The organism is Actinomyces minihominis (genome assembly GCF_900187855.1).
In the GTDB taxonomy this organism is placed as follows: Bacteria; Actinomycetota; Actinomycetes; order Actinomycetales; family Actinomycetaceae; genus Scrofimicrobium; species Scrofimicrobium minihominis.
Genome location: NZ_FYEG01000003.1, coordinates 160167 through 186463, shown reverse-complemented (window position 1 = coordinate 186463; position 26297 = coordinate 160167). Strand labels below are relative to the sequence as shown.

The 26297-nt window shown below is 61.4% G+C and carries 23 protein-coding genes and 1 tRNA gene; 17 read left to right on the top strand and 7 right to left on the bottom strand.

Going from position 1 to position 26297, the window contains the following annotated elements:
* Positions 1-107: 107 nt before the first annotated feature.
* Genes CS903_RS04780 through CS903_RS04770 form a run of 4 tightly spaced genes read left to right on the top strand, consistent with a single transcriptional unit; the run spans position 108 to position 4017 of the window.
* Positions 108-350, top strand: a complete 243-nt coding sequence (locus CS903_RS04780; RefSeq protein WP_099332415.1) for a FeoA family protein — start codon at positions 108-110, stop codon at positions 348-350.
* Complete coding sequence (feoB, locus tag CS903_RS04775) at positions 347-2521, top strand: ferrous iron transport protein B (RefSeq protein ID WP_242491760.1); 2175 nt, start codon at positions 347-349, stop codon at positions 2519-2521. Before CS903_RS04780 ends, feoB begins: the two co-directional genes overlap by 4 nt.
* Positions 2518-2784 carry a hypothetical protein gene (locus CS903_RS09295; RefSeq protein WP_129587599.1) on the top strand — a complete coding sequence of 89 codons (267 nt, stop codon included), beginning with the start codon at positions 2518-2520 and terminating at the stop codon, positions 2782-2784. The genes feoB and CS903_RS09295 overlap by 4 nt, the downstream gene beginning before the upstream one ends.
* A gap of 39 nt (positions 2785-2823) precedes the next feature.
* The gene (locus tag CS903_RS04770; RefSeq protein WP_099332414.1) at positions 2824-4017 is read left to right on the top strand and encodes a hypothetical protein; all 1194 of its coding nucleotides are present in this window, start codon (positions 2824-2826) and stop codon (positions 4015-4017) included.
* Here the strand turns inward: CS903_RS04770 and CS903_RS04765 are convergent.
* A complete protein-coding gene (locus CS903_RS04765; RefSeq protein ID WP_099332413.1) occupies positions 4014-5309 on the bottom strand; it encodes an alpha/beta hydrolase in 1296 nt (431 codons plus the stop codon). The two genes, CS903_RS04770 and CS903_RS04765, sit on opposite strands and share 4 nt — an antisense overlap.
* Positions 5310-5516: 207 nt before the next feature.
* On the opposite strand from CS903_RS04765, the gene CS903_RS04760 reads away from it, so the two are divergent.
* Positions 5517-6902, top strand: coding sequence for a C40 family peptidase (locus CS903_RS04760; RefSeq protein ID WP_129587598.1), 1386 nt, complete (start codon positions 5517-5519; stop codon positions 6900-6902).
* 66 nt (positions 6903-6968) lie between these two features.
* Here CS903_RS04760 and CS903_RS04755 read toward each other — a convergent pair whose 3' ends face one another.
* Positions 6969-7475 carry an inorganic diphosphatase gene (locus CS903_RS04755; protein WP_099332411.1) on the bottom strand — a complete coding sequence of 169 codons (507 nt, stop codon included), beginning with the start codon at positions 7473-7475 and terminating at the stop codon, positions 6969-6971.
* A gap of 190 nt (positions 7476-7665) precedes the next feature.
* Between CS903_RS04755 and CS903_RS04750 the strand changes: the two genes are divergently transcribed.
* The 9 genes from CS903_RS04750 (at position 7666) to CS903_RS04710 (ending at position 17157) form a co-directional block, all read left to right on the top strand.
* Positions 7666-8940, top strand: coding sequence for a D-alanyl-D-alanine carboxypeptidase (locus tag CS903_RS04750; RefSeq protein WP_164996677.1), 1275 nt, complete (start codon positions 7666-7668; stop codon positions 8938-8940).
* Positions 8941-8945: 5 nt separating this feature from the next.
* The gene (gene tilS / locus CS903_RS04745) at positions 8946-10052 is read left to right on the top strand and encodes a tRNA lysidine(34) synthetase TilS (RefSeq protein ID WP_129587597.1); all 1107 of its coding nucleotides are present in this window, start codon (positions 8946-8948) and stop codon (positions 10050-10052) included.
* Between the two features lie 168 nt (positions 10053-10220).
* Entirely contained in the window at positions 10221-10784 is a 564-nt protein-coding gene (gene hpt / locus CS903_RS04740; protein ID WP_099332408.1) for a hypoxanthine phosphoribosyltransferase, read from the top strand.
* 3 nt (positions 10785-10787) lie between these two features.
* Positions 10788-12794 (top strand): ATP-dependent zinc metalloprotease FtsH, encoded by a 2007-nt coding sequence (gene ftsH / locus CS903_RS04735; RefSeq protein WP_099332407.1) that lies wholly within the window; start codon positions 10788-10790, stop codon positions 12792-12794.
* A complete protein-coding gene (gene folE / locus CS903_RS04730) occupies positions 12791-13378 on the top strand; it encodes a GTP cyclohydrolase I FolE (protein ID WP_099332406.1) in 588 nt (195 codons plus the stop codon). The genes ftsH and folE overlap by 4 nt, the downstream gene beginning before the upstream one ends.
* A 12-nt stretch (positions 13379-13390) precedes the next feature.
* Entirely contained in the window at positions 13391-14221 is an 831-nt protein-coding gene (gene folP, locus CS903_RS04725) for a dihydropteroate synthase (RefSeq protein ID WP_099332405.1), read from the top strand.
* A 19-nt stretch (positions 14222-14240) separates the two neighbouring features.
* A complete protein-coding gene (folK, locus tag CS903_RS04720; protein WP_099332404.1) occupies positions 14241-16085 on the top strand; it encodes a 2-amino-4-hydroxy-6-hydroxymethyldihydropteridine diphosphokinase in 1845 nt (614 codons plus the stop codon).
* Positions 16082-16579: a DUF3180 domain-containing protein gene (locus CS903_RS04715; protein ID WP_099332403.1), complete on the top strand. Its 498-nt coding sequence runs from the start codon at positions 16082-16084 to the stop codon at positions 16577-16579. Before folK ends, CS903_RS04715 begins: the two co-directional genes overlap by 4 nt.
* Before the next feature lie 2 nt (positions 16580-16581).
* Entirely contained in the window at positions 16582-17157 is a 576-nt protein-coding gene (locus CS903_RS04710; RefSeq protein WP_099332402.1) for a hypothetical protein, read from the top strand.
* Here CS903_RS04710 and disA read toward each other — a convergent pair whose 3' ends face one another.
* From disA to CS903_RS04690, 4 genes are all read right to left on the bottom strand, one after another.
* Complete coding sequence (disA, locus tag CS903_RS04705; protein ID WP_099332543.1) at positions 17158-18228, bottom strand: DNA integrity scanning diadenylate cyclase DisA; 1071 nt, start codon at positions 18226-18228, stop codon at positions 17158-17160. It abuts the gene before it with no gap.
* 20 nt (positions 18229-18248) lie between these two features.
* Positions 18249-19640 (bottom strand): DNA repair protein RadA, encoded by a 1392-nt coding sequence (gene radA / locus CS903_RS04700; RefSeq protein ID WP_099332401.1) that lies wholly within the window; start codon positions 19638-19640, stop codon positions 18249-18251.
* 79 nt (positions 19641-19719) lie between these two features.
* Complete coding sequence (locus CS903_RS04695; protein WP_370737644.1) at positions 19720-20391, bottom strand: potassium channel family protein; 672 nt, start codon at positions 20389-20391, stop codon at positions 19720-19722.
* 49 nt (positions 20392-20440) lie between these two features.
* A complete protein-coding gene (locus CS903_RS04690) occupies positions 20441-21973 on the bottom strand; it encodes a TrkH family potassium uptake protein (RefSeq protein ID WP_099332400.1) in 1533 nt (510 codons plus the stop codon).
* Positions 21974-22116: 143 nt separating this feature from the next.
* On the opposite strand from CS903_RS04690, the gene CS903_RS04685 reads away from it, so the two are divergent.
* Together CS903_RS04685 and CS903_RS04680 are read left to right on the top strand one after the other, a co-directional pair.
* Complete coding sequence (locus tag CS903_RS04685; protein WP_099332399.1) at positions 22117-22326, top strand: helix-turn-helix domain-containing protein; 210 nt, start codon at positions 22117-22119, stop codon at positions 22324-22326.
* A 150-nt stretch (positions 22327-22476) separates the two neighbouring features.
* Positions 22477-22575: a 30S ribosomal protein bS22 gene (locus CS903_RS04680; protein WP_086992420.1), complete on the top strand. Its 99-nt coding sequence runs from the start codon at positions 22477-22479 to the stop codon at positions 22573-22575.
* 65 nt (positions 22576-22640) lie between these two features.
* Here CS903_RS04680 and CS903_RS04675 read toward each other — a convergent pair whose 3' ends face one another.
* Positions 22641-25862, bottom strand: coding sequence for an HAD-IA family hydrolase (locus tag CS903_RS04675; RefSeq protein ID WP_099332398.1), 3222 nt, complete (start codon positions 25860-25862; stop codon positions 22641-22643).
* Positions 25863-26008: 146 nt separating this feature from the next.
* Between CS903_RS04675 and CS903_RS04670 the strand changes: the two genes are divergently transcribed.
* Positions 26009-26080: transfer RNA gene (locus CS903_RS04670), tRNA-Lys, on the top strand.
* Positions 26081-26297 lie beyond the last annotated feature (217 nt).

Below are 26297 nucleotides of genomic sequence, written 5' to 3'. Positions count from 1 at the left end.
GACCAAGGGCCCAAACGAGTCGGGGTGTGGGGGAGATCCCCCATTTACGCAACATAACCTGCACGAAATATCTATACGGGAGCTTAGGTGAGGCTTACCATAGGGGTATGAAGCTTGCGAAGTGTCCCGTGCGCAGTCGGGCGCGGATTCTCAGTGTCGACGTGGACCGAGAGTTTGAGTTGCGCCTTCGGGAACTGGGTATTCGGGTGGGTGCGGAACTCTCCGTGGTAAATCGGGCGGCCTTTGGCGGCCGGGTCATCAACATTGCGGGCACACGCATTGCGGTTGACCACCGCAGTTCACAGCGAATCCTGGTTGAGGACATCGCGCCGTCGGGTTCGCTCCGGTGAGCTGCTCCCACTGCTCCCCGACCTCGGGCCCCCACTCCATTGCACTTTCGGGAACCGCTGGAATAAAGGACGAGTCCGGCGAACCCACCATTCTCCTGGCGGGTAACCCCAACGTCGGCAAGTCAACGCTTTTCAACATGATTACCGGTTCGCGCCAGGCGGTGGTCAATGCTCCGGGCACGACCGTAGAGGTCGCGGTGGGACGCTCGGTTCGGGGTGGGGCGCGCATTGTTGATATGCCGGGAACCTACTCGCTGGTGGCGCAGTCCCCTGATGAGAAGGTAGTGGTCGACACCCTGGCGGGGGTAGCCGGATCATTCACCGATCCGGCCAGTGGGCGCTCCGTCGACCTGGTGGTGTGCGTCCTCGACGCCACAGCCCTGACACGCTCCCTGTACCTGCTGGCCCAGGTGGCTCGCACCGGCAGGCCCATAGTCGCCATGGTGACACTCACAGATGTGGCTGAGGCCGAGGGCGAGCACATCTCGATTGAAGCTCTTGAGAAGACCCTCGGGGTTCCCGTCATGGCCGTGGATTCAAGGAACTCTCGCCAGAGAGACGAGGTCGAAGACTTCCTCGCCCGGGGACTCCAGCTACGACCTCGGGTGCGGGGGGTGCAACCGCAGCCCACGGCTCCGGGTTACAACCAGGTCGCAGCGGCCGCCGCCCTCGCCACTCAGAACTGTTCGACACCGGCCCACCTGGTCGGTCAGGTCAGCTGTCACTGCCAAGAGACCGGCGTCTGTGCCCACGCGGCCGTTGATTCGACCTCGGCCCTCCGGAGCGGGCAGCTGATTGATGAGGCCGAAGAGCTGTTTGACTGGGTCGACGGGGTCGAAAAGGAGTTGGGTCACCTCGTCCTCGATCAACCCCGGATGTCCCGTTCCGATCGTATCGACCGCGTTCTGCTCAACCCGTGGCTGGGTCTGCCCATTTTCTTCGCCCTCATGTGGTTGCTGTTCAAGATCGCGGGGGAGTGGGTTGCGCCGGTCATGGACCTGTTCGACGGTCTTTTCACATCGGATGTTCCCGGGACCGCCTCGCTAACAAACCTCACCAACTCGCTCCTCACCTCGATCGGCTGGGAGCAGACCTGGGTGCAGGGTTTCCTGGTTGGGGGACTACTCACCGGACTGGGTGTTGTGGCCTCTTTCGTGCCCCTGATGTTCATCATCTTCCTGATGATCTCGCTGTTGGAAGACTCTGGCTACATGGCGCGGGCGGCATTCCTCGGTGATCGACTGATGCGCAAGATCGGCCTCGACGGTCGGGTCATTATGCCGCTGATCATGGGGTTTGGCTGCAACCTTCCCTCCCTGGCCGCGGTGCGTTCCCTACCAAACGCACGCCAGCGCATCGTCACCGTCCTGATCACTCCCTACACCTCCTGTGCGGCGCGGCTGACCATCTACCTGATGATTGCCCGCATCTTCTTCCCGGAGAACACGGGGACCGTCATCTTCGGCCTCTACATGCTGTCGATTGCCATGGTGGTGCTGGGGGCTCTGGCTCTCAGGCCGATCTTCACGAAGAACCAGACCGAGGCACCGCTGATGCTGGTGCTGCCGCCCTACGGTGTGCCCAGGATCCTCTCGACGGTGCATAAGACCTGGTTGCGTTCGTGGTCCTTCGTCAAGGGGGCCGGGAAGATCATCGTGGTCATGACCATGGTGGTCTGGCTCCTCGCTTCTATCCCCACGGCCTCGGGATATGGATTCGCCGACCCCGAGATGCCGATGGAAGACTCCGCCTACGGAGCTACCGCCCAGATGCTGGTGCCGGTGTTCAAACCTGCGGGTTTTGGTGAGTGGCACATGACCGGCGCACTAATGACCGGGTTCGTGGCTAAGGAAACTGTCATCTCCTCGATCGTTGTCTCCTACAACATGGACGTTCAGGATGCTGGCGATGCCGAAGAGGGAGGCGAAGATCTTGGGGCACTCCCGGCCCTCGTGACGGGTTCATTTGAGAAGGCGGCGGGATCCGCGGCCCCGCTCGGAGCCCTGGCCTTCCTGATCTTCGTCCTCACCTACACGCCGTGCCTCGCCACCGTCGCGGAACAGGTGCGGCAGATCGGTGGTCGCCTCACGGTAGCGGCTGTGGGTGTCCAGCTGGTGGTGGCGTGGTTGCTCTCCGTTGGTTTCTTCCAGATCGGACGGCTTTTCCTGTGAGTACCGCGCCGTTCTCCCTTGCCGAGCGAGTCCGTGCCCACCTTCGAACCGGGGCCACAGTTTCGTCCATAGCGGGAGCCGAGGGCGTCAGTCCGGTGCTGGTGGAGATCCTGGTCGACGATCTAGAGAGGCGAGGACTGGCCAGTCAGGCAGAGTCCCTCTGCGCCTCGGGACTGGGTGCCTGCAGCGGTGGCGACTCGCCCCAGGTAGCGCTCCACTGCGCGGGATGCCCCCTTGTGCCACTACGGCCGCGTTCCGCGTGACACAATAGGGGGTAGTTACGCACTTTTTAGGGGTAGACGATGGCACTTTTTGAGCTTGAGAACGGTCGGCTTGTCCCAGCTCAGTTTGGTCACGTGGTCCCCGATGGGTTCAGTGAAGATGTCTTGCAGGCGGTTCGCTCGCAGGTCCTTGAGATAGTTTCGCGTCCACTTTTCCCCATCACCTGGGAGGGTGGCTCGGATGAAGCCAGCGATGCTCCTCGTCTAACAGCACTGGATGCAGCGGGCCAGGTGGTGGCAGTCGAGGTCGTTCGGCTGCTTGATGCCGACATTCTGATTGATGCCCTTTCACGCCTGGCTGACTCAGCCGCGATGTCGTGGACCGATCTGGCCCGCCACTATCCGCATGGTATCGAGGGTTTCAAGGCCGGTTGGGCTCGTTTCCGCGAGTCGATGCCGACCTCGCCTCCCAACGGTCCGCGCATGGTTCTCGTGGCGGCTGAGATCACCCCGGAGGTACGTCCAGCGCTTGATGTCCTGTCCTCCTCCGGCGTCGAGGTTCACGAGATGTCGTTGCGGCGCACCAGCAACGGTCGCGCCTTCCTCGAGGTGGACCCGGTCGGTCAGAGGCTGTACAACCACCGCTTCACCCCGGTGGTTGAGAGCGGCAACCTGGTTGCCACACTGGAGTCCTCGGGGCGCAGCACCCGCAGAAGCGTTTCGGTTGAGGGCGAACCGGCGCCCGATGTGATGGCGCGTCGTCGTGATCCCGAGGTCCGGCGTGAGGCAGAGAAGGCTGGCGAAAAGTCCGCTCCAGTTGCCGAACAGGTTCCCGTTCCCAAGCCGTCGGTTCCAACCACCACCGCCCCCGGCGGGATGCCGACCCGCGCCAGTCGTTTTGCGCGTCGTCGAGCTCAGGAACAGGCCGTCGCCGAACCGGTCAGCCCCCTGCCCAGTCGCAGGGCCCGTCGCGCACAGATGCAGCGGGCGGCTATGGCGGAGGTGCGGATGGATCCCGTTGGCCTGCGATCACTTGCAGTCATGCTCGGAACGGATACCCCGCTGTCCCTGCGCCCGGCGCACCGCACACCCGAGGGCGCCGTCCTCACACTCGAGGGTCGCGTGCTGGTTCCAGCCGGAGCGTTCTCCGATCCCACCCAGGCCCTTCGTGCCGCCGGAATCTACGGTGAGGATGGGTGGACTGCCTGGCACCTTGGAGATGAGGCCGGACCGACCCTTCGAGAGTCGATCGATGAGGTCAACCGGGGCGCCTAGTCGTCCTCGCCAATGAACTTCATCCACCGGGAAATGGTGGTGAAGATGTCGCGGCGAACCGGTGGGTCTGATAGCAGCAGATCGTGTTTGCCGGGGAAACGGGCAATCGTGACGGAATCGGAAAGGTTCCCGGCGCGTTCGGTGATGACATCTGCGTCGAGGACGACATCACTGTTGAACACCGCCTCGGTCCACTCTTCCGAGGGGTCGTAGTTCGTCGATGCCATCGCCAGAACCGGGCAGTCGAGGTGAACGTGGTCCTGGACCAGTTCGTGGCCCTCAAGGATCCCTACCACCCAGGCGGCCGGGGCCGGGTAGGAGTAGGGGAGTTTCCATTCCGGAATGATCTTCCAACCCACGTTGGCGCGGTCCTCGAGGTTCTCGGCAAAGTAGTCGGGCGCGTCGAACCCGCTGCCACCCCATCCACTGGCAAGCGACCTGAAGTAGTAGTCGTTCTTGGAGACACCCATGATGGCGGCCCGGGGGCGAATCCGGGCCACGCGCTTAGCAACCTGGTGAATGGCGTTGCGCATACCGGTGTGGACCTGCAGCTCAAGCCAGGCGGAGTTCAGGATCAGTCCCGAGAGAACCCCCGGGTTCCTCCACGCCCACAGCGTTGCAACCAGTCCGCCCATGGAGTGAGCGATCATGAAAACTGGGAGGCCGGGGTGATCCTGTCGAATCACGTCGAGGGCAGCGTTGATCTCTTCGTCGTAGTCAGCGAGGTTGAGGGTGTAACCGATGGTCTGCCAGGGTCGAAGGGAGCGTCCGTATTTGCGCAGGTCCAGGGCATAGAAAGCAGCGCCCATCTCGGAGAACTTTTGCGCTGAGTCCGGGTGAAAGAAGTAGTCGTTGCGGCCGTGGACATGCAGCATGACGAACTTGGGCTTGGACTTTTTCGCCGCTTTAACGTGCAGTGCCTGCATCCAGGACCTGGTCTGGGTGCTTCCCGCAGGCTCTTCATGGGGCTTCTGCCGCACCAGGGTTGCCACCAGCTCACCCTCTTCGTCGGGCTGCAGCGGGATGGTCTGGGCTTCGAATCCTTCCCCGAGGACGTCGGGACCCCAGCTGCCGGTGGGTGGGGGGCCGAACTCTTCCCACGGCGCGAGGACGTCGATACTTCCCCTGTCCTCAATGTCTGTCAGTCGGGCCTCGGCCTCATCAAAAGTAGCTTCATCGAGCAGGGCCTCATCAGTGAGGGCGGACTGCCCGGATGGTTCATTCGAAGCGGGCCCTCGGCTGCGGCGCGTTCGAACCTCTCCCAAACGGGGATTATTCGGTCGGTTTCGCATGATCCAAGGGTAGAGGAGGCCCCCGATCTCTTTCCAGAGATCGAGATTACGGTCGAAAAACCTGGTGCAGTTGGGATGAATGTTGCTAGTGTTGCGAATGTTGCAAAGGTTGCCGTGAGGATTGGTGTATCTGCGTCGATGCTCAGTTCATGCGACACGGCCTCCACTGCCGCAGGTAAATGGAAGTCGAGATTCAGGATGGTCACGTTGGCACAGTCAAAAGCTGCAACCATTGGTGCCTCAAAACCAAAGAAGGCTGCAGGGCTGATCGCTTCGATCGCGCTTGCATTCGGGGCGGCACTTGGCGCCCAGTCCGCCTTCGCGGCCCCCTCGCAAGAAGATGTCAACCGGGCTAAACAGGAGGTTGCCTACGCCGAGATGTCGGTGGCGCAACTTGAGATCCAGCTGGCGGCTGCGGCGCAGTCAGCAGCGGAAGCCCAGGTGGCTGCCTCCGTTGCCGGTGAGGCCGCTAACGAAGCCCAGGTCAAGCTGGATGAGGCAAGCGCTGCGGTGGTGACCGCAGAAAAAGAAGCTAAGAAGTCCTACGAAGCCTTTGAGGTGGGTCTGAAGGAGTTCGCCAGCGTGGCCCAGGTGGCCTCGCGAGGCGGCACCGGAGCCCTGGATGCCCTGGCCCCCTACCTGGAAGCCGACGGACTGAAGACCCTGGAGCAGCGTCGCAACGCCGTCTCCTCCTTCGGTCTGGCCGCTGACAACCAGATGCAGCAGGTTGCGGCCCTGAAGCAGGTTGCCGATCTCATGCAGGTGGCAGCCGATGAAGCCAAGGTGAAGCAGGAAGCTGCCTTCGAAGATGCGAAAGCCGCTTCGGACCAGGCCAGTGCGGCCGCTGCTTCAGCCCAGCAGGTTGTCGCAGAGGTTGATGCTTCGCGTCAGCAGATGATCGTGCAGCTGGCAGAAAAGCGCCAGACCTCAGTTGAACTAGAGACCGCTCGCATCGAAGCGGCTGAGCAGCAGCGTGAGCAGGAGGCGCTCGACGACCTCCTCAACCAGGGCGGCGGAAATAACTCTGGTGGTTCGAGTAACTCGGGAGGCTCTAGTAACTCGGGTAGCTCGGGTGGTTCCAGCAACACGGGTAACTCCGGTGGTTCGGGTAACGGAGGAAGCACCAACCCGCCGCCTGTGACCACCCCGGATCCCCCGGTTACGGTGACCCCGCCGCCGGTTTACGTTCCAGACCCCCCGGTCACGGTGACCCCGCCGCCCACAACCGGTCAGTCATCAAGTGCGCTGGAGTGGGCGAAGACGCAGATTGGTAAGCCCTACGTCTGGGGAGCATCTGGACCAAACTCTTACGACTGCTCCGGCCTCATCTACCGCGCCTACCAGAACCTGGGGAAGACCATTCCTCGAGTTTCATCCGCGCAGTACTACGGGGGCACCCACATTCCGTTCTCTCAGGCCCAGGCCGGTGACCTGATCTTCTGGTCGTCTAACGGAACCCAGTCGGGCATCTACCACGTGGCGTTCTACCTGGGGGGTGGGATGATTCTGCACGCACCCCAGCCGGGTTCCAACGTTCAGATCGTCGGCCTCTACCACGTCTCCAGCATCATGCCGAACGCCGTGCGTATCTGATCGAAACTGATCCAAACACAAAGAACCGGACCTCCTCAAAAGGGGGTCCGGTTCTTTGCTATCTGACTAGTGCCAGCTCTTGCCTTCGGCCTCAGCGTGCTTCAGTCGTTCGAACGACCTTTTGATTTCACGCTCTGCCTCTTCGCGGCCCACCCAGTGGGCGCCCTCAACAGACTTGCCGGGCTCGAGGTCCTTGTAGACCTCAAAGAAGTGCTGGATCTCAAGGCGGTGGAACTCAGAGACATCCTCAATCTCTGTCCGCCAGGCGGCGCGGTGATCTCCGGCGGGCACGCAGAGGACCTTGTCGTCGCCACCCATCTCATCCTTCATGCGGAACATGCCGAGGGCGCGGCAACGAATCACGCAGCCGGGGAAGGTGGGTTCCTCAAGAAGGACCAGGGCATCCAGTGGATCCCCGTCCTCGCCCAGAGTGTTGTCGATGAAACCGTAGTCGTCCGGGTACCTGGTTGAGGTGAACAGAAGACGGTCAAGGCGGATGCGCCCCGTTTCATGATCGATTTCGTACTTGTTTCGGTTTCCCTTGGGAATCTCGATCGTTACATCGAACTCCATTGTCGACCCTTCTTTGCGAGTGTTAGGCATGGGCTGCCCCAGCGCCCTCAAGTAATGTAGGACGGTCACCCTACCTGGAGGAGGCGAAGTGCGACGCCGTGCATTTCCCGCAATTGTAGGGGTAACCATCAGCATTTTGGTCATTGTGCTGGTTTTGCTTGTTCTAACAGTGGGTCGTTGGACTCCATTTGTGGTTACCTCGGGTTTTTCTGCGCCCGTTTCTCCGCCCCCCATCCCGACCATTGCGGTTGATGAGGGCGGCCAGAGCGGAGCCGAGCCAAGCCTCCAACCCCTGGATCAGGCCCTGATCGCCACGGCTTGGCAGGAGGTCGAGGAGGTCGCTAAAGCGGGGAAGTGGACCCCCTGGGTGCGGGTGATTGATACCTCAACGGGCCGGGTGGTGTTGGCCGCGAACGACGGGTCTGCCCACACCCCGGCCTCGACCATGAAGATCCTCACCACATTCTTTGCCCTCTCGATGCTGGATCCAGCCCAGACGCTGAAAACGGGCGTGTCACTTGCGGGTTCGGACCTGTTTCTCTGGGGCGAGGGCGATCTGCTACTCACCGCCGGAGCGGGGGATGCGGGGGCCGTCAACGGCCGCGCTGGCCTCGACGATCTGGCCGAGCAGGCAGCTGCTGCATTGAAGCAGGCGGCAGTCACCGAAGTGAGCCTCTCCTACCAGGAGGCGCTATTCGAGGGTCCGCTGCGACCCCCGGGCTGGGTGGAGCAGGAGGTGACGGACTTCGGTGGAGACGTCACGGCGTTCGCCATCGATACAGGACGGACCTACCCCGGGGCGTGGGAGTTCGTCGCGGACTCAGCCAAGTCGGTGGCAGACTCATTTGCAGACTCGTTGCAAAGTCGCGGGATCAAGGTCACCTCCGTGTCACCGGGATTACAACCGTCAACGGCCACCTGGATTGCCTCGGTTGAGTCGGCCACCGTCCTCGACCAGATCGAGTTCATGGCCATAACTTCGGATAACACCCTGGCGGAGCAATACTGCCACCTTGCAGCCTCCAGCTACCTGGGAACCTCGGCTAGTTTGGCCGAGTCTGTCGCAGCACTCTCGTCCTTCCTCAGTGAGTCCCCGGTCGATAGTGAAAAGCTCAAGGCCTACGACTGTTCCGGCCTTGACTCGAGAACGAAGGTTAAGGCCCAAACACTGACTGACACCATCATGAACTCAACCGAGCAGGGAGCCATTTCGCTCACCCGATTCTTTCCCGTAGGAGGCGTCAACGGAACGCTTTCAGAGCGTTTCCAAGAGGGAAGCGCCAGTGGCAATGTGACGGCTAAAACCGGCTCGCTTGGCAGCGTAGCCTCCCTGGCGGGACTGGTGACCACCGAGTCGGGACACACGCTGGTCTTCGCTGTCGGAGCGGATGAGGTGCCGGACTTCGGCGCAGCATGGTATCGCAGCTACCTTGACGACTTTGTAACTGCGCTGGCAGAGAGCTGACCGGGGTGGACGGATTGAGTCGCGGGATGACGCCCTCGGCGGTGGTGGGAGCAACCCCACCTCGAGCGGCGCGACCGGTTTCCCTGGCGATCCGCGACTACCTGGGACGTAACCATGACGAGGCGAGGGGCCTGGTGCTTGCGGTGTCCGGTGGGGCTGACTCGCTGGCGCTGGCAGTTGCGACGGCCGACCACGCCGAACGGATGAACCTTCCGTACACCGCTGCGATCGTCGATCATGGCCTACGGCCCGAGTCTGCGCAGGAAGCCCTGCTGGTAGAGCGGCGACTCCGCGCGGCTGGATTACCGGAGGTAGTCATCCTTGGGGGACAGGGTGGTGAAACAGAGGTCTCGCATCCCCTTGAGGGCGAAGCACGCCAACTACGCCACAGACTTCTAGATGATTACGCGCTCTCGTGGGCTGAGAGCTCCGGACTTGAGGGCGTGGAAATCCTCTACGGGCACACCATGGAAGACCAGGCCGAAACCGTACTCATGCGTCTTGGGCGCGGAGCTAGTCCGCGTTCGCTTGCGGCGATTCGTCAGCACGTAGATACGGGACACAGCTCACCTCACCTTTACCGCGGACGACCCCTGCTGACGATTCGTCGTGGGGATACAGAGGGGTTCTGCAGGGCGTTGGGTCTGGAGTGGGTTGATGATCCCAGCAACTCTGCCGAGGGGTCCTGGCTTGGTGCATCTGGTCGGCCGCTTCCGCGGACTGCCCTGCGCCACAGCGTGTTGCCGGCCCTGCGCGAGGCGCTGGGGCAGGACCCGGTGCCAGCCCTGGCGCGGGTTGCCCAGATGCTAGGTGAGGACGAGGACCTTCTTGCAGATCTGGCGCAAAAAGAACTTGCGAGAGTGCGCGATGGAGCCCACCTAGAGCTCACCCCCCTCGCCGATCTCCCCCCGGCACTGCGGCGTCGTGTCCTCGTCTTGCACTGGGATGATTTGGCTGAGGGGATGATCACGGCCGAGCAGGTCGAAGCAGTCGACCAACTGGTCACCGCAGCCCGGTCTGGACCCCGTTCGCCAACGGGTAAATGCATTGCACTCCCGGGGGGTTGGCGGGCCCGGAGAACCCGTGAAACCCTAGTATTGGAACGACTTTAGGGTTGAGAACTCCGGGCAATTGCACGTCGCAGAAGACTGTTTTTCTTTGACCGCGTGGGGGAAAGCCGTGGTCACGCGCTAGAGTGGGGGCAGCAATTTCGTAGGCCATCACCCCTTAGAGCCCCCGAAATTCCAGGCACCTTGCCACTGACATCGAAAGGGAGCGGTGTGGACGCAAACGATATGGGCGACGCCCTCGAGAAAGTCCTGATTTCAGCTGAGCAGATTGACCAGCGTCTCACGGAGCTGGCTGCTGAAATTGACCGCGATTACCCCGACGGCGACCTGCTTTTGGTGGGTGTCCTCAAGGGGGCGGCACCGGCAATGGTTGACCTGTCTCGGAAGATCCACCGGCCAATTGAGATGGACTGGATGGCAGTGTCGTCCTACGGGGCGGGGACCAAGACCTCCGGGGTGGTTCGCATCCTCAAGGATCTCGATGCTGACGTTCACGGGCGCAATGTCCTCATCGTTGAGGACATTATTGACTCGGGACTGACACTCGCGTGGCTGAAGGAAAACCTGATCAATCGCGGCGTGAACTCCGTTCGTATCGTAACGATATTGCGTAAACCCGATGCGGCCCAGGTCGACGTTGATGTCGACTACGTGGGATTTGATATTCCAAACGAGTTCGTGATCGGATACGGCCTCGACTACGCAGAGCAGTACAGGCACCTGCCCTTCATCGGGACCCTGGCTCGTCACGTCTATGAAGTGGAGGGCGAATAGCCGATGGCAGAAGCTCAGCCCAGGGAGAAGAAGACCAAGAAGGCAAAGGTCTGGCCCTACATCGTCATACCACTGATCGCACTTTTAGTGATCGGGTGGATGGTTTGGCGCCTCCTTCAGCCGGGAGTCGTCAACACCTCTGAGGGCCTGGAGATTCTTCGTACCGAGACGGTCAACAGCGCCGTCCTCAACGATGGCTCGCAGCAGGTCACCATGGTATTGGAAGAGTCCTACACCCATGAGTCCACCTCGGTTGAGGACCCTGAGAAGGAGCTCGGCAAGAACATCTCCTTCACATATGCTCGCGCCCAAACCGATGAGATTCTGGGCCTGATTGAGAAGGCTGAACCGAAGCTCGGCTACAACGCGATGTACCCGCAGTCCTCTGCGTTCAGCGCCATGTTGCAGCTGATGATCCCCATGCTGCTGATCCTCGGTGCGTTCTGGTTCCTCATGTCTCGCTCCACCCGCGGTGGCATGATGGGTTCGTTCTCTGCTTCTAAGGCCAAAGAGTTTAATGAGGAGAATCCGCAGATCACCTTCGCCGACGTGGCGGGTGAGGACGAGGCGGTTGAGGAACTGGAAGAGATCAAAGAGTTCCTGGTTGCCCCGGAGAAGTTCACTTCGGTCGGGGCCAAGATTCCCCGCGGTGTTCTTCTTTACGGCCCACCCGGAACCGGTAAAACCCTGCTGGCCAAGGCTGTTGCAGGTGAAGCTAAGGTGCCGTTCTTCTCCATTTCTGGCTCCGAGTTCATGGAGCTTTACGTTGGTGTTGGCGCCTCCCGGGTCCGTGACCTCTTCACCAAGGCTCGCAAGGCAGCCCCGGCCATCATCTTCGTCGATGAGATTGATGCGATTGGCCGCCACCGCGGCTCCGGCATTGGCGGTGGCAATGACGAACGTGAGCAGACACTAAACCAGATGCTTGTTGAGCTGGACGGTTTCGATGCCCGCACCAACGTGATCATGATTGCCGCGACCAACAGGCCCGATATTCTTGATCCGGCCCTGCTGCGGCCGGGCCGTTTCGACCGCCAGATTGCGGTTGAGGCCCCCGACCTCAAGGGACGCGAGGCCATCCTGAGGGTTCACTCCCAGGGCAAGCCATTCACGGATGACATCAACCTTCACCAGATTGCTAAGCGAACCCCCGGCTTTACCGGCGCTGACCTGGCCAATGTTCTGAACGAGGCCGCCCTGCTCACCGCGAGGTCGAATGCCGACCTCATCGATATGCGGGCGATTGATGAGGCCATTGACCGGGTGATTGCCGGACCGCAAAAACGCACTCGCGTCATGAATGAGCACGACAAGTACGTCACCGCGTACCACGAAGCCGGTCATGCCGTTGCGGCGGCGGCCCTGCAGTACACGGACCCGGTGACGAAGGTGACGATCCTGCCCCGCGGGCGCGCCCTCGGGTACACCATGGTGATGCCAACGGAAGACCGCTACTCGAGGACGCGAAACCAGCTGCTCGACGACCTCGTCTATGCGATGGGCGGTCGAGTTGCGGAAGAGATCGTCTTCCGGGACCCCTCAACCGGGGCTTCGAATGACATCGAGAAGGCCACCAAGACTGCGAGGGCCATGGTCACCGACTACGGCATGACCAGCAGCGTCGGCATTGTCAAACTGGGGCACCAGGATACCGATCCGTTCGTGGGTCGTGAGATGGGCCAGGGCCGCGGCTTGAACATCTCAGACCACCAGGCCACCCTGATTGACGACCAGGTTCGTGAACTGCTCGACAACGCCATTCGTGAGGCGTGGACGGTTCTAACCAACAACCGCCATGTCCTCGATACCCTCGCTCTGAAGCTTCTCGATATTGAGACGATAGATGAGAAGGGTCTGGCAGAGATCTTTGTCGATATTAAGAAGCAGCCCAAGCGTGAGGTGTGGAACTACGGTCACCACGGCGCAGTCGAGGGGGCAGTCCTCGGTAACCCCATCGGGCTGAATCCGAAGGATATTGACCCTCCCGCACCCTTGGAAGAACAGTTGTGAGCGGACGGGACAGCTCGGCTGAGGGCGGCGCAAACTTCGATGCCGCCCTGGTACAACACGCTATCCGCCAGCTCCTAAGCGGGGTTGGTGAGGATCCGACTCGTGATGGCCTCGTGGAGACGCCAGAGCGTGTGGCACGCTCATTCGCAGAGTTGTTCAGTGGCTTGGGCGAGGATCCGTCCAAGCACTTGGAAAAGACCTTTGAGGTTGATGCTGACGGTCTGGTGATCGTCAAGGACATCGAATTCTTCTCAATGTGCGAACACCACCTGCTGCCCTTCTTCGGCACGGTTTCAGTCGCCTATTTGCCCGCGGGTGGTCGAGTGACGGGACTGTCGAAGCTGGCTCGCTGCGTCGAGGGATTTGCCCGCCGACCCCAGGTACAAGAGAGGCTGACCAGGCAGGTTGCCGAGGCGGTGGAGGCGGCTCTGGCACCGCGCGGCGTGGCGGTCATCATCAGGGCGGAGCACATGTGCATGACCATGCGGGGCGTCAGCAAGGGTGGCTCGGAGACGGTGACAACGCACTACTCCGGTGAGCTGCGTGAAACCGGTAGGCGCCAAGAGGTTTTGGAACTTCTCTAGGAACCGAGGCTGATGTTTACCACTACGAAGCCGCCCGTTCCAGCGCCCCTCCTTCGCGGGGTTCCACTCGGCGGCGGCAAGACCTCCGTCATGGGTGTCCTCAACGTTACCCCGGACTCCTTCTCGGATGGGGGCCTTTGGCTGGATCCGCTCATGGCCGTGGATCACGGCTTGAGGATGATGGATGAGGGCGCCATCATCATCGACGTTGGCGGAGAGTCGACCAGACCGGGGGCCCGCAGGGTCTCCGTTGAGGAAGAGTGGGAGAGGGTCGGTCCCGTGGTTGCCGCCCTGGCACGTCGCGATATCACCACTTCGATCGACACCGTCAACTCCGAGGTGGCGCGCCGGGCCATTGAAGAGGGCGCCGACCTCATCAATGATGTTTCAGGCGGGGTTCACGATCCGCAGATGACCCGGGTCGCTGCCGAGGCCGGACTGCCGATGGTCATCCAGCACTGGCGAGGTTTCCCGTCCCAGAAGGATCTCAACCAGGACTACATCGAGGTTGTGGGTGATGTCCTCGAAGAGGTTGAGGGCCAATTACGCCTCGCTTTGGAAAACGGGCTGCGTCAATCCCAGATGATCATTGACCCCGGGCTAGGATTTGCAAAGAAGCCTGAAGATTCCTGGGGCGTTGTGTACTCCCTCAGTTCTCTTACTGCGCGGGGCCTTCCCGTTCTGGTGGGGGCCTCGAGAAAGAGGTTCGTTGTCAGTCGGTACCCGGATGATGTTGAGGGTGGAACGCTAGAGGTAACTAAGAGGTGTGTGGAGGCGGGAGTGTGGGCCGTTCGGGTCCACCACGTTGCCGGACACGTTCGTCTTATTGACGAGCTGTCATGATTGATAGGCGGGGGCTGCGGTGAGCAAGTGGGATGTCATCACGCTGAGTGGGCTGACGGCTGTCGGCAACCACGGCGTGTATGACTTTGAGAGAGACGGCAGCCAGGAGTTTGTCGCCGACCTGACCCTGTATGTTGATGCCCGTAAGGCCGCGCAGTCGGACGATGTTGCCGACACCGTTGACTACTCCAAGGTGGCTGAGGACGCGGTTGCTGTCCTCTCTGGACCCGCAGTCTTCCTCATTGAAACTCTTGCTTCCCGACTGGCAGAAATCGCCCTCGGCTACCCCGGGGTACATCGCGCCAAAGTCACTGTTCACAAGCCCATGGCCCCGCTGGAACAGCAGTTCACAGACGTCTCCGTCACCGTGATACGAGAGAGGCGTCAGGGTGTACCAACCATCGATGCCAACCTGCCCTCCGCAGCGAAGGTGCAACCGGCGACGAACCGTCCTCCTGTAGAAACCAACCAGGGGCGACCGAAGGTGCTAACTCCGCCCCCGCCTGCCCCACCTGCGCCCAAGCCGGCCAAGGTTGCACCAGAGGTGAGGCCGGAGCCAAGGAGCCGGCACACGGGGAAGCACGGACGTCCAAGCCCGGAACCCACCTACCGCGCCACCCCTTCCCGACCCAAGCCGCACGTCTATGACGTGGTCTTAGCGCTCGGCGCTAATCAGGGTCCCGCGGTGCAGAACCTGCGGGGTGCCGTCGAGGCCCTGGGAGCTGTGGACGGCTTTGAGATTGACTCCGTATCACCCCTGGTGCGCACGCAGCCCGTCCTGGAACAGGGCGCGCTCCCTCAGGACGATTATTACAACGCGATTGTGGTTGCCAAGACGGTTCTGGCACCCCCGGCACTGCTTGAGGCGACCCAGGGCATTGAACAGAGATTTGGTCGTGTGCGGACCAGCCACTGGGGAGCCCGAACACTCGACATAGACATCATCGACCTCGACCACATGTTGCTCAACCTGAAGAAGTTGACGCTGCCCCACCCGCGGGCTCATGTGCGTGCCTTTGTGCTCTACCCCTGGCTTCTCGCGGATTCGCAGGCCCACCTACCCCGACACGGGTTTGCTCGGGATTTGCTGCCGAGGACGGACGACCTCGGGGGCATACTGTTTGAGTATCCCGACTGGTTGGAACAGCAGGGGAATGACCCCGGTGCAGCGGTCGAGGTGCATCTGGCCCCGCGCCCTGCCCGGTCGAGGCAGATTCACCTCGATGGAACCTCCCCGCAGGTGGTGCTTCGCGGTCAGGGTGTTCGCCTGGCAGATGTTGAGGGCGATCCGATTTTCCAGAGCCTGCTTGACAGGGAACAGCGGGAAGCGCGGAAGACTCCACGCGCCCGGGCCCAGGCGAAGCCCCGCACAGTGGTTAAGCCTCCGCCACCACCTCGGCCCAGGTCGCAGGTTGCACCCACCCCGGTGCGAGAGGCGGCGCCCACCCCGGTGCTTCCCCGAGCGTCCCAGGATCTCCCAGCTAAGGTTGTGGACCCTTCACCGCAGGTGAAGAGTCGGGTTCCAAGCCTCCCGAACTGGGAGTTCGCCCAACGCAGTAGACGGGTCCGAGTGGTTGATTCGGTCGATGCCCCGGATGATGTTCACGCGGTTGAATCCATCCAGACTCCGCTGGAAGGGATTGATGTTCAACAGTCTCTCGCCCGGCGCCACGCCATTGAAACAGAGGCGGAGCGTCCCAGATTGAACGGCCCTACCACAACCGAGGAGCGCTCTCCCATCACCCCTGCAGGATCGATTCCGAAGGTGGCCCGCCACGTCACAGTTCGTCCCACCCCGACGGGCTCGGTTCCGGTCTTCCGCTTGCCGAAGAGGGGTAATGGAAGTGGCAAACACAAGGCATGAAACCACTTAATCTTCTTCTGGTTGCTTCAATCGGTGTTGTCACACTTGCCCTCGGAGCTCTAACCTCAGCGCTCCTGGTCCGGGCCGGAGCCCACCCCTTTGTTGTCACCCCCTTGATCTCTCTCTTCTTTGTCCTCATCGCGATCTGGCTACTGGTCGGGGGAAAGGCAGTCCGTCGCCTGCGGGCTCGTAAGGACACCTGGGTGACCCCTATTGGCGCAGCGCGCGTTGCCGTGCTGTCGCGAGCCACCGCTTACGTCACCTCCGGTTGCGGTGGGTTCCTGGCGGGGGTAGCGATCGTTGGTTTTACCCGGCTCTGGGCTCCTGCTACAGCACTGTCGGCCTGGAGCGGCCTGGCGGGGGCTGTCACCGCGTTTGCCGCCTGCGCAGTCGCCATTCTGGTTGAGCGCTGGTGCAGGGATTCAGGCAGTGATGATGACAGTTCGGTATCTTCGGGGCGCAAGACCGGTCCCCGTGCCCCGGAGGTGGGTTAGGCGTGACCGCTAGTCGTTCACAGCAGGTTCCCTGGGCTAGACGGATTATTTCGACCGCCATCCTGCTCGCCTTGTTGATCGGGCTCATCTTTGGCATCACCAAGGGGGTGCAGTGGGTGATGGGTATTCTCGGTGAGGAGCACGCCAAAGTTACTGAGAGTGCGGCTCCGAAGCCGGTGGAGATTCTGCCCTGCGCCGGTGATGACCTGGGGGTACGCCTAACACCTTCTTCAGGTGTTGTCGACGAGGGGATTGGGTTCACCCTGGGTGTGCAGCTGGAGAACACCGGCAAGGTCGACTGCAGTGTCGAAACCTCAGAGGTTGACATTAAGCTCGCGGGAGCAACCACTGTGGTGTGGTCACCATCTGCCTGCGATGCGGACTGGTCTAAGACTCTGCTGCTGGCACCGGGGGACACCTGGGAGGGTTCACTGACGTGGAACGGTCACATCTACGAGGGGTGTGATGCCGTGGCCGCAGAAACCGGGGGTGCCACCGCCTCGCAGGGCACCTACACCCTGACGGCACTGGCCCCGGGCGCATCAACGCCGCAAACCGTGTCGATACAGATCCGCTAACTACCAGGGCAGATTGGGATTGCTGGCTGCATTGGCTCGCTGCCGCAGGTGATCAACAATGGTTTGGGCCCGGTAGGGTCCGATTCCCTCTATCTGCTGGAAGTCCTCTGCGGTCAGCTCACGAAGATCTGACAGGGTGGGCCAGCGGTCAGAGATCTGCTGGATGAGGCGCCAGGGGAGGCGCGGGATGACTGCCAGGGCTCTGATCCCACGGGGACGCACCACTTCATCAAGGTCAGCCGGATCGTAGACCGACATCCCCAAACTCTCAGCGATTTGAGCCAGGTCAACCAGTGATTCACCCGAGAGGGCCGCCAGACGTTCCTCTACTACCTCTAGCATCGAGGGGTCGGCAACGTAGTCGCGAAGTACCAGGGCTCGCTCTGACGCTGCGCCGCGCAGGAGGTCATCGACCTGGAGTGAGAGCAGACGGCCCTCATCTCCCAGCTGGCTGAGGAAGCCATCGATCTCTGAGGTGATGCGTCGGATCATCTCCATTCGCTGAACCACGGTGGCAATATCGCGAACCGTCACGGCCTCACGCATCTCAAAGATGGCCATCGAAGCCAGCACCTCATCCAGGCGCTGGCTGTAGCGCTCTAGGGTGTCGACCGCCTGGTTGGCCCGGGCCAACAGCGTTTCTGGTTCCTCTACCGTGTGGTGCAGCTTGCCAACATAGATTGAGATCAGACGCATCGAAGCTGATAGTGAGAGCACGGGGATGTTGGTTTGGCGAGCAACCCTCTGGGCGGTGCGGTGCCTCATTCCGGACTCATTCGTGGGGATGGTGGGATCGGGGATCAGCTGAACATTCGCCTTACGAATCATCCAGGTGTCCGAATCGATCACGACTGCGCCATCCATTTTGCACAGTTCGCGAAGGCGGGCTGGTGAGAAGGGGACCTCAAGCTCAAAGCCCCCCGAGCAGAGCGCCTCAATCTCAGGGGTGTAGCCCAGGATAATGAGTGCGCCGGTATGGGACCGTTGTATGCGTTCCAGACCTTCACGAAGTGCGGTGCCGGGGGCAACCAACTGAAGGGCCTTGCGCAGTTCAATACTGCCCGAATCCACCTGCCACACGCCCCTTCCTGTTAGCTAAACGCATGGCGCACAGCTTCGCCAAGACTATCGACTGGGAACAGCCTAACGCCCCTGGGAGCCCGTATCTCACTGATTTGGCCCGCGGGGACGATAGCTGTGTCCCAACCGAGACGTGCGGCCTCAGAAACTCTTCTTGACAGGCCGGTTCCGCCCCTCACTTCTCCGGTGAGCCCGACCTCTCCGAGAGCAACAATGTGACCCGAAGGCCTCTTTCCGCGGGCTGCCGACCAGATCGCCAGGGCAATGGCGAGGTCGACGGCGGGTTCGACGATCTTGGCTCCCCCAACCGTCGATACGTAGACCTCTTTCTGGGAGAGGTCGAGGCGAAGGTGGGCCTGTACGACAGCCATGATCATGGCGACACGGGAGGACTCAAGACCCGAAGTGGTCCGTCGCGGACTTCCGCCGCTACCGGGGGCAACCAGGGCCTGAATCTCAGTGAGGAGCGGTCTGTTCCCCTCGAGGGTCACGGTGACAAAGCTACCCGGCGCCTCACCCCTTGAGCCTGATGTGAACAGCTTCGATGGGTCCGACACCTCCCGGATTCCGCTGTCGACCAGCGTGAAACATCCGACCTCATCCGTTGAGCCGTAGCGGTTCTTTACAGTGCGCAGCAGCCGCAGTGATCCCGTCCGCTCTCCCTCAAACTGACAGACGACATCGACTAGGTGTTCAAGGGTCCGGGGGCCGGCGATGGTGCCGTCCTTGGTGACGTGGCCAACAAGGAGCGTTGGCAATGCATTGGCCTTGGCAGCGTTGATAACCACCTGGCTGACTGCCTTCACCTGGCTGACAGAACCCGGTGATCCCTCGGCAAGGGAGGACGTCATGGTCTGCACCGAGTCGACAATCAGCATCGAGGGACTGTGGGTTTGCACCAGGGAGGCGACGGACCCCACATCGCCCTCAGCTGCCAGAAGCAAGTTTGATTCGAGGGCGCCGATGCGGTGCGCGCGCTTGGAAACCTGGGCCACCGACTCTTCGCCTGTGACATAGAGGACCGGACCCAACCCGGAGGCGGTGGCTGCACGGGCATAGCGAGCCGCCACATCTAGCAGCAGGGTTGATTTCCCCACCCCGGGTTCCCCGGCAAGCAGGACAACAGAACCGGGGACGATGCCACCACCCAGTACTCTGTCAAACTCTCCCATTCCGCTGGGCCGGGCATCAGCGTCCTCGACCCGCACCTGGTCCAGAGCCACCGCCACGGCCCCCATCCCGGATCCGGAACTGATCATGGGGGCGCCCTTACCGGTGGCTACGGGGACCGGAACGTACTCTTCCAGGGTTCCCCAGGCCTCACACTGGCGGCACTGCCCCAGCCACTTGGGACTTTCCCACTGGCACTGGGCACAGCGGTAGGCAGTCTTGATCCGGGCCACGGCTCCCCCTCGGTTGGTTCTTCTTCCCCGAGGGTACCCAGTCCCTCCGACATCAGAGGAACGCTGTGGAAAAGCCGACTCAGCGCGGTCTCTCCGAGAAGCGGATGACATCGACAGAGCTACCGGAGACAACCAGGACGTCCTCAAGGTCAATCCGCGTGGTCGCATCGGCGTAGCGGAAGGGCTTCCCGCCGCGCAGACAACCGATGATGTGAACGCCATACCTGGTCTGCACCTGGGACTCGCCCAGCGTGAAACCGTCCAGTTCTCGCGGGGGACGCATCTTGGCAATCACCAGTTCTGACTTGTCCATCTCGATGTAGTCGAGCATCTGACCACCGACGAGGTGTGCGGTTCGCTGGCCCGCGTCGTACTCCGGGTAGACCACGTGATGGGCTCCGATGCGTCGCAGAATCCTTCCGTGCTCACGCGAGGTGGCCTTCGCCCAAATGTTCTCCACCCCGATGTCGACGAGGTTGGCGGTGATGAGGACGGAGGCCTCGAGGGATGTTCCCACCCCGACAACCGCACTGGAGAAGTCCTTGGCGCCCGCCTGCTCCAGGGCATCCGGGTCGGTGCCGTCCCCCTGAACCAGGGGGAGGATGCCGCTGTAGTGCTGAACCCTGCTGTAGTCCTTCTCCATTGCAAGGACTTCAAAACCAAGGTGTTCAAGCGTGACTGCGACGGCGGCGCCGAAGCGCCCCATCCCGACGACGAGGGTGCCGCTGGTCTTCTTGGTTCGTGATGCCACGTCTGCTCCTTAGAAACGGATGAACTGATTGCAGTCAGGGGTCCGAAGGTTAACCCACGATAGGGCGCTCCTCTGGAAGGCGCAGGAAGCTCTGCTTTTCACGCAGTGCCAGCCCGGCCGCAAATGTCATGGGACCGATTCTTCCGATGACCATGAGCAGGGAGAGGACGAACTTCGCCGCGGGAGGGAGTGCGGAGGTGATCCCGGTGGAGAGGCCCACGGTTCCAAACGCGCTGATCACCTCAAAGATAATGCGGTCCAGGGTGAACGGGGTGATAACCAGCAGGACGGCCGATGCTCCGAGCACCAGCACCACGGCGGCAAGGAGCACGGCGACTGCCTGGCGAATAGTGCCGAGGGGAAGGCGGCGGTGAAACGCCTCGACGTCCCGACGCCCTCGGGCCTCTGCCCATGCCGCCAAGAGCAGGATGGTAAATGTCGTCACCTTGATGCCACCGGCGTGTGAGGCCGACCCACCGCCGATGAACATCGAGATGTCCTGAACCAGCCAGGAGGCGCCTGTCATCTGTGAAACATCAATGGCACTGACACCCAGGGAGCGGGTGTTAATGGCTCCGACGATGGTGCTGAGGGACTTTCCAGAGAAGTCGAGGGCTCCGAATGTGTAGGGGTTGTTCCACTCCAGTGCCGCGATGATAAGGCCGGTGATGACGGCGAGGCTGATGTAGGTAGTGATGGTGATCTTGCTGTGCAGGCTGAGCGAACGCGGCTTGCGCCAGTTCCGGCGTAGGTCAACGAAGACGGGAAAGCCGATCGCACCGACGAATGCAGCCAGCACCAGGGGGAGCAGGACGAACCAGTCGCTGACATACGGCGCCACCCCGCCCTCCATATTCACGAAGCCGGCGTTGTTGAACGACGAGATCGAAATGAACAGGGCGTCCCAAACCGAGGTCAGGAAGGGGCGCCCCTGCCTAAGGAAAGCGGGGGCGATGACTAGGAAGAGGACGACCTCGGCAATGACGGTGGTGATAAAGACGGCTTTGACCAGGGTGACCGCGTCCCCCATGCGCCCCTGGGTGTCATCCTGTGCCATCAGTCTCTGGGTGAGGCCGAGGCGCCGAGAGACAGCCAGTGTCAGCAGGGACGCCATGGTCATGACGCCCAGGCCGCCGAGGGCGATACCGGCGGCTATTACAGCCTGACCAAATCCCGACCAGTAGGTGGCGGTATCAACCACAGACAGGCCGGTGACGCAGACGGCAGAAACCGCAGTAAATAGTGCGTCGATGAAAGGGGTGAAGTGCCGTCCCGTGTTTGCGATCGGAAGTGAGAGCAAGAGGGTCGTGACCGCGATCAGGAAGGTGAACACCAGCAGGGTGAGGCGTGCCGGGTAGCGCATGGCGAACTGGTTGAAGGAGAGCCTTGAGCGGTGCAGCCACGAGCGCCCCCCACCGGAACGGATGAGGAGGTGATCCGTGCGAAGGGGTGTGTCGACGTGACCGACCGGTTCTGAGTCTGCGAAGTGCGAATCCCCCAGGGCGCTGTCCAGGGCTTCAGAACGCAGAGGGTCGCGGCGCCAACCTAAGCCGTGACGCGAGTCGCCCCTTCGTGAACCCAATGGAAACCCTCCCCTGAAATCATCCGGCTAGTTGTAGCATCCTGCGCTAGTATTCAGTCTATGGTGTGGGAGGGGTGACCTACGGGTCTCCGCCCCGTGCCAGTTTTTCAATCCGGTTCTTTTTAATGGGATTAGGTAAGTCGATGGAAACTCAGCCTTCACCCCGCTTCATGACGGTAAGTGAAGTCGCGGACGTCATGAGGGTATCCAAGATGACTGTCTACCGCTTGATTCACGCCGGGGAACTGCCGGCTATTCGGGTGGGCAAGAGTTTCCGCGTGCCGCAGTCAGGGGTGGCGCAGCTTCTTGAAGCTTCGTGGAACGCCGGTGAGGACCGTGAGGTCGGCAGCTGAGCCTGCCTTCGAACCTGTGACGTTTGGCCGGTTTTCGGCTGAGGTTTATCAGTAGGTCCCCTTCGTAGTATTGTGGGGACGTTCAAAGCCATGTTGGTTCGGTGAAAAACCGACCAATCAAGAAGTGATGTTGTTGGAGGGAGTGACCCTATGGGTTCTGTGGTCAAGAAGCGCCGCAAGAGGATGTCGAAGAAGAAGCACCGCAAGATGCTGCGCAAGACCCGCCACCAGCGTCGCAACAAGAAGTAACCTGACGCAGTCTTCGAAAGGCCCCGCCCCGTGTAGGAGCGGGGCCTTCGCGTACCCTCTTGGCCTTAGAGCCCTCGACCGTGGATGCTCATGGTCTCGCCCTCAACTTCGACTTCAACCGCAACGTAATCAGGTGCGTCGTAGTCGAACTGGATACCGTTGCGAGTGACGTGAACGTGTAGTGAGTAGCCGTGGATCTGCAGGGTGAACCGCATCCCCGACCAGTTGACGGGAAGGCGCGGTGCGAAACGAAGCGTGCCGGTGTCGTCACGCAGGCCGGCAAAGCCCATGATCAGGGCGCTCCATGTTCCGCCGAGAGATGCGATGTGCAACCCCGCATCGGTGTTCCTGTGCAGGTCCGCCAGGTCGATCTTCAAAAGCCTCTCAAAGTAGGTGGCCGCAAGTTCGGGGTGCCCGACCTCGGCCGCAACGATTGACTGAGCGGCCGACGAAAGCGATGAGTCCCCGGTTGTAATGGCATCGTAGTAATCGAAGTTCGACCTCTTGACGTGGTCTTCAAACTGCGAGCCCAGCAGGTAGAGCGCGAGGACGGTGTCGGACTGCTTCAGAACCTGGTGGCGGTAGATGACCAGCGGGTGGTAGTTGAGGAGCAGCGGGTAGTTCTCGGGAGGGGTCCCGGCAAAGTCCCACACCTGCTTGTCGAGGAAGTCGACATCCTGGGGGAAAATCTCCAGCGCTTCGTTCCACGGGATAAACATGGTGTCCGCGATGCTTGCAAACGAGGCCACCTCTTCATCAGAGAGGGCAAGACGGCGGATAATCTCCGCGTAGTCCTCAGGGAAGTCATCCTTCGCGACCGTGAGCCAGTGGTAGGCGTACCGCAGGTTCGCCTGGGCCATCAAGTTGGTGTAGGTGTTGTCGTTGACAACCGCGGTGTACTCATCGGGGCCCGTCACCCCGTTGATGTGGAACTTTCCGTCGCGCCCGCTGGTGAAGCCCAGGGACATCCACATGCGAGCGGTCTCGACGAGGACGTCCACGCCCTCCGCCAGCATGAACTGCATGTCACCGGTGGCGTTGAGGTACTGGTCCAGGGCATACGCGATTGCCGCATTGATGTGGTACTGCGCCGTTCCCGCGGGGTAGTAGGCCGAAGATTCCAGGCCGGCGATGGTGCGCCAGGGGTAGAGGGCGCCACTCTCATGCATCTCGATCGCGCGGATCCGCGCGGCATCTAACGTGCGGTAACGGTAGTGCAGCAGCTGCCGGGCGGCCTCGGGATTGGTGTAAATGAGGGCCGGAACCAGGTAGATTTCGGAATCCCAGAAGTAGTGACCGTCGTACCCGGAACCGGTGAGCCCCTTGGCGGGAACCCCCGTGTCACTGATGCACGAACTGGCCTGGAGGATCTGGAACAGGCACCAGCGCACCCCGGCCTGGAGCGAGATTGACCCCTCGGACGGATCATCAATGATCGTCGCTATTCGGGACATGGGGGCGGCTGACTGCTCAATCGTGATGTCGGCGCGCTCCCAAAGCTCTGCGAGGCGGGCGGCTTGTTTCGTGAAGAACTGTTCGGGGTCGATCGCAGACACAGTAGCCAGGGCAGCTTCGGCGCGGGGGGTGGGGTTGCCGGGCCACGGTTCAAAGAGATCGTCCCGGGCATAGGCCAACCGCTTGGTCATCACCAGCGAGTTTCCCCGTTCCACGAGGGCAGAAGACGACCAGGCCAGGCTTTCACCGAGGTTGGGCTCCACGGGCGTGGTAGCGACATACTCGGCTTCGACGGACCCGCCATCATGGATCGCTGTCACCACCTCTGAACGGTTGCTGACGGAGAGGGCGGCGGCCATTTTGGAGGCCCGCACCCGATACGAAACTGTGGCTCCGTGGGTGCCGGGAAAGACCTCGGTCTCAACTACGGCACCGGCAATCAGCTTGTTGGCCTTTCGGGGATCATCCAGTTCGAGGATGATGCCCTCGGTGATCAACACCGGGGGGAGGGCCGGGGTGTCGACAATCGAGCGAATCTCCAGTTCACAGTCGCCGGTCAGCGGTGTCACTGAGATTTGCAATGTCGCCAGGTGGGAGTCGAACAGTGCTACGGCAGAACGCTGTTCGACCCGCACGCTCTTGCGATGAGCCGGACCCATTTCTGCGCCGCGCCAGGTGATTCGTTCGATGAGGACGCCTGCCTGCAGGTCGAAAGTGCGGCTGCGGAAGAGGATCTCGCCCTCGTCCTCATCTGTAATCGACACCCCGTTCACGAAAACGTCGAAACCGGTCGCGTCCGGGAGGGTGACCATCGACTGGCCGATACGGGCGAAACCGTAGGCATCCTCAGCGTGGGTGATTGGCCAGACCTCGTGAAGACCATTGAGGAATGTTCCACGAGTGTTCTCATTGAAGCGGAGCCCGACATCACCGCGCATACCAAGGTAACCGTTGGTTTGCGCCAGAAGGGAGGCTTTAACATCGGGCCCCTCCACCGTGAACTGGGCCTCGCTGATCTGCCAGTCGGGGTCGTTGTTAACGGGATAGCGGTAGGGGATATCGAAACCGGGACGCATCTCTGCGACGGACTCGTGGGGGACTAGCTGCGCGAGGTCGTCTACGACCAGGGTGGCGCCATTTTCTGCGAGGACGTCTGCCCCCGCACCCCGGTCAACCCCAATCACCATTCCGAAGTTGCCGTTACGGCCTGCCTGAACCCCTGAGACGGCGTCCTCGACAACGGCGCAAACCTCTGGTGCAAGACCGAGCTGAGAGGCTGCTTCCAGGTAGGTGGCAGCATCTGGTTTGCCGGGAAGGCCGCCCTGAGCCGCCACGTTGCCATCGATAATGACGGGGAAGTGGTCGAACAGTCCGGCGGCGCGAAGGACCTCGGGGGCATTCTTTGAGGAGGACACCACAGCGACCTTCAACGGGGGGCGCTTCATGCTGGCTTTGTCACGCATGTTTCCGGCGATGTAATCGAGGAAGAGGAGGGAGCCGGGGTAGGGCTGGACGCCCTCGGAAGCGATGGCGTGGTTGAACTCTAGGTTCTTCCTGTTGCCGAGGCCGCAGATGGTGAACGCTTCCGGCGGATCAGAGGGATCGCCGTAGGGAAGGTGAATGCCGCGAGCCTCAAGGATGGCTGCTACGGCGTCGTAGCGAGCCCGACCATCGAGGTGTTCGAAGTAGTCCTCATCGGTGTAGGGGGCCACTTCGTGGTCTTCGAAGAACCTGCTAAACAGGCGCCTCCAGGCCTCTTCATGAATGGTTGCCGTCGGGGTCAGCACACCATCAAGATCAAATAGGACCGCTTCGATGTCTGGGTTTAGCATTTAGGTTCCTGTTCCATGGGCAAAGGCTATAGCTGGCGGGAGTAATCAGGAAGGCTTCAACTCAGGCAACTCTGCTTGAGCTTCGCCACGTTTTACATCCGCCGTGTCTTGTTAGCGCGAAGGAGCCTATTACAATGACTTCCGATGGGCCTATAGCTCAATGGTAGAGCAACGGACTTTTAATCCGTGGGTTCCGGGTTCGAGTCCCGGTGGGCCTACTACGCAAGGGCCGCCTTTCCCACATTGAACTGTCCCCAGGAAGATGGACTGCGAAGCCAGTTTCCATGTCCTTGGCAGTTCGAAGTAAAACTCAGCCCCCAGACTCTTCATCTGGAGGGCCGCAAGTCGAAGGCCTAGTGGGTTCGTTTACAGGCAGGTTTCCGAGATCATTGCTTGCCGATCTTGCTGCCGATCCGGTAGAGAAGCCACAGTAGC